The 2914-nt window shown below is 45.3% G+C and carries 3 protein-coding genes; all 3 read right to left on the bottom strand.

Going from position 1 to position 2914, the window contains the following annotated elements; all coding sequences use genetic code 11:
- Nucleotides 1-81 precede the first annotated feature (81 nt).
- The 3 genes from gcvT to cpdA all read right to left on the bottom strand — a co-directional run bounded on the left by gcvT (nucleotide 82) and on the right by cpdA (nucleotide 2706).
- Nucleotides 82-1161, bottom strand: a complete 1080-nt coding sequence (gene gcvT / locus A3761_RS13270; protein WP_068508169.1) for a glycine cleavage system aminomethyltransferase GcvT — start codon at nucleotides 1159-1161, stop codon at nucleotides 82-84.
- A gap of 118 nt (nucleotides 1162-1279) precedes the next feature.
- Nucleotides 1280-1882, bottom strand: a complete 603-nt coding sequence (locus A3761_RS13265) for a YqiA/YcfP family alpha/beta fold hydrolase (RefSeq protein ID WP_068508152.1) — start codon at nucleotides 1880-1882, stop codon at nucleotides 1280-1282.
- Nucleotides 1879-2706, bottom strand: a complete 828-nt coding sequence (gene cpdA, locus A3761_RS13260) for a 3',5'-cyclic-AMP phosphodiesterase (RefSeq protein ID WP_068750329.1) — start codon at nucleotides 2704-2706, stop codon at nucleotides 1879-1881. The genes A3761_RS13265 and cpdA overlap by 4 nt, the downstream gene beginning before the upstream one ends.
- Nucleotides 2707-2914 lie beyond the last annotated feature (208 nt).

Genomic DNA, 2914 nt, shown 5'->3' with positions numbered 1-2914 from the left:
ACAATTAAATCAAATACTAAAATAGTGAATAAATTTATTCTGGCAAGTTCCTGCTACATTTAAGCAACAAGCACGAGCTTTTTACTCGAATACTTTTTTACCATTACGAACAAAAGGCGGGCGCACCACTCTAACGGGCACCTGCTTTCCACGCATATCGACAGCACAACTATCTCCCGTCGCAGCAGGTACTCGCGCCAAGGCAACCGAGTAGCCAAGTGTAGGTGAAAAGCTACCGCTAGTAATTTCACCTTCGCCAACACCTTCAACAATTACTTTCTGATGGCCACGTAATACACCGCGTTGCTCAAGCACCAAGCCTACCAATTTGCTCGATACGCCCTGCTCTTTCTGCGCAAGTAGCGCTGCTTTCCCAATGAAGTCCCTGTCTTCTGAGAAAGATACTGTCCAGCCCATAGCAGACTGAAGCGGCGTTACAGACTCATCCATATCGGAGCCATATAGGTTCATACCTGCCTCAAGACGCAGTGTGTCTCGGGCACCCAGGCCACATGGTTTAACACCCGCTTCAACCAAAGCTTTCCAAAAGTCAGCAACAGCATCGCTTGGCACCATGACTTCCAAACCGTCTTCACCGGTATAGCCGGTGCGACAGAACATCCAATCGCCAGCTTCCAAGCCTTGGAACACTTTTAAACTATCGATAAGCTCGGCATTATCAGGAGAAGCCTGCTTAATGTTCTGTATAGCTTCGGGGCCTTGAATGGCCACCATGGCTAACTCGGGGCGCTCAATCAATTCCACATCAAATTTTTCAGCCTGCTTGTTCATCCAAGCCAGGTCTTTTTCTCGCGTACCGCAATTAACCACTAGGCGATAGTCTTTAGGCATACGATAAGCAATCAGGTCGTCGATCACACCACCCTTCTCATCCAACATGCCACTATAGAGTGCTTTGCCTGTTTCTTGCAGCTTGTCGACATCGTTCGCTAACAAATAACGAAGATAGTCACGAGAGTCTTTACCCTGTACATCAACAATTGTCATGTGCGACACATCGAACATACCCGCGCTTTGGCGCACAATTTTATGCTCTTCAATTTGAGAGCCATAATGCAAAGGCATGTCCCAGCCACCAAAATCTACTATCTTGGCACCGGAATCCTGATGCACCTCATATAATGCGGTTTTTGAGCCCAAGAGCATTCTCCGAGAAGTTAGGAATAAATAGAGTAAAATTAGAGCGGCATTTTACCTGATTGACTGGGGAAAAAACCACCAATTATTTTATAAGGCATAAATAGCGACGATTCGCTGACTATAAAAGAAAGTATTGCAGGGAAGGCAAAACCTTTTCAAAATCACAAAATGCATGATCACCACCGGCCTGAACCCAGAGTTTAGCCTTAGGCAGACATGCTAAAGCCTGTGCGAAATCCAAGACCTCATCTCCGGTTTGCGTCATGATATAAACATTATCCGAACTGACCAACGAAGCATTCTGCTTAGGGCTTAGTTCCAAAGACTTTAACTCATCCATATGTGAAGGTAATACAGTGTAGGTTTCGCCAGAGTAGTAGTTAGTATTCTCACCTAGATAATCAACGAGCAGTTCGTAAGGCTTTAAAGCAGGGTTGATCAAAACTGCCTTCAGAGAGGAGCCCGGCAAAGAGTACCTCTCAAGCAAGTGCATACTGTAATAAGCACCAAGCGAGCTACCAATGAATCCGAGCAGATTCTGTACACCAATGCTTTCAATCAGCTTGTCTACCAGAGCAATCGCTTCGCGTGGCGATGGGGGGAGTTTTGGAATTTCTAAACGAAGCCCAGGGCATTGTCGCTCAAAATAAGCCTTGCATAACTGGGCTTTGTGAGACTGTGGTGAACTATTGAAACCATGTAAATAAATAACAGACTTCAATAGCCATTACTCTCGAGATCTAAATTAAACTGAAAATCTTCAGCTCTTGAAACTTTTGACTCTAAACGACCGTCGTCAAATAACTTTAGCCATCGGTAACCAGGCGCTATCGCTTCTACACCAAAATCATGGGACTTCGGAGTAAATTGAATACAGGTTGAAGGCGTCGCCAGCAGCTGAACACCTTTACGCGTTTCAGAAAACTCTTGATGAATATGCCCCCAGAGTACCGCTCTGACATTGTCATAGCGGTCAACGATATCGAAAAACTGATCTCGATTATGCAAACCAATCTTATCCAGCCAGGTACTGCCGATATCAACCGGATGGTGATGAAAGCTAATTAAGGTATGAAGATCGGGGCGTTCAGACAAGCACCGCTCTAGAAAGGCTAAATCATCATCTCGTAACATGCCATGTACGGCACCTGTTACAGACGAATCTAATAAAATAATTTGCCAATTGCCAACANGTAGCAAGCGCTCCGTCTCGACCCCGTGACCCAAGGCCTCAGCCATAATGCCACGGTCATCATGATTCCCAGAGAACCAACGGCTGGGAGCGTTAAAGCCTTCAATTTGAGTTTGGAAGTAGTGATAGGCTTCAAGACTTGCATCCTGTGCAATATCGCCCGTCGCCAAAACGTAATCCGGGCTTGGACAAAAGCTCGCAGCTATATCAGCTTCAACTTTATCAAGCACCGCAACAAGGCTTTCGCGTGTCACCACACCAAGCAAGTCACTTTCAGCATCCTTTGTGAGGTGGCAATCACTTATTTGAAGGAGGTTAATCACAGCGCCCCCTGCACTGACATGACTCGACATTTTCGTTCGGCTCTTTCTGTTATCTAAATCGCTGATCTGACAATCTCAATTCCAATTTGACCCGGCACACTGAGACTCACTCCTTCAGAGAACCGATCTGCAATACGCTTTATCCATAGATTCACTAAACTTTTCGCAGATTAACTAGATAAGTTAGCTCAATATTGCAGTTTGGAAATGATGATGACGCTTTGTTTTAGTGTTTTCA

The organism is Oleiphilus sp. HI0123, assembly GCF_001635315.1.
This window is presented reverse-complemented; position numbering and strand designations above follow the sequence as displayed.